Annotated in this window: 1 protein-coding gene; it reads right to left on the reverse strand. The window is 28.2% G+C overall.

Features of this window, described 5'->3' with window-relative positions; translation table 11 throughout:
• Nucleotides 1–105 precede the first annotated feature (105 nt).
• On the reverse strand, nucleotides 106–852 hold the full coding sequence (locus RT250_RS13505) for a hypothetical protein (protein ID WP_313115417.1): 747 nt from the start codon (nucleotides 850–852) through the stop codon (nucleotides 106–108).
• Between the last annotated feature and the right edge of the window lie 107 nt (nucleotides 853–959).

Consider the following 959-nt stretch of genomic DNA (forward strand, 5'->3'; position numbering starts at 1 on the left):
TGCTAAATCTGGACTAATATATGAGGATAGTTACAGAAGTACCATGGTGAAAAATTAATACATTTTTACTTGTTTTTTACCACAGTACTTTGTTGGCAATAGTTTTTATTCATATTCTCCAAACCAATTAAGTTCGTCTTTCCAGTCTGTTTTTTCATAATCAACTTGCTCATTGGTATAAACTCTAAATATTTTTTTGATAGTTGTTTCTTTTAGAAGGTTTTTTATTGAGTCGATTTCTTTTTCAGGAACTCTTTTGTCAGCGAATAGTAAATATTTAATTTGTTCCTTTTCTTGCTCTTTAATTGAAAATATTAAGTCATAAATTTCACTTTGAATTCCATCTAGATTTATATATCTATCTGTTTTTGCTACTAATTTTCCATTTTTAAATCCGACATAAATATTAAAATCAAATTTTTTATTTCCGCTTGAGATTAGTCCGTTCTCTTTTTTAGGAAGGTCAAAATCAAGATTTATATTTTTCTTTAAATATTGAAGTCCGTTTTTAATTTTAAGGAATTGATTGGTAAAAGAAGAATCGGTTTCTGTCTTTACAAACAAAGTATCTTTTTGTGCATTCAGTTTATATTCTAGAATAAAATCAGTTTCTAATTCAGGGTTAAGATTTGTTAGTTGCGTATAGTAGATTTTTGAACCATTGCTTGTCCAAGAGAATTTTGTTGTTCTTTCCCAAGAATTTTGAATTAATGAATCTTTAAAGAATTCTAAATCGACAATATTAGCACTTTTAGTCGAACTCCAATTTCCGAGCAAGTCATTATCGATGTTCTTTTTTGAACAACTCTGTATAATGCAAATCACTAATAATGTTCGGATTACGTTTTTCATTCAAATTATTGCCAACGTGAGTCTGTGCATCAACTCACTTCGGACTAAAAATAATGAATCCATTGTTATCTAGAGCGGCTTTAAAACGATATTATTTTCGATTCTTA

This window comes from Aequorivita sediminis, from assembly GCF_032080575.2.
Taxonomy (GTDB): domain Bacteria; phylum Bacteroidota; class Bacteroidia; order Flavobacteriales; family Flavobacteriaceae; genus Aequorivita; species Aequorivita sediminis.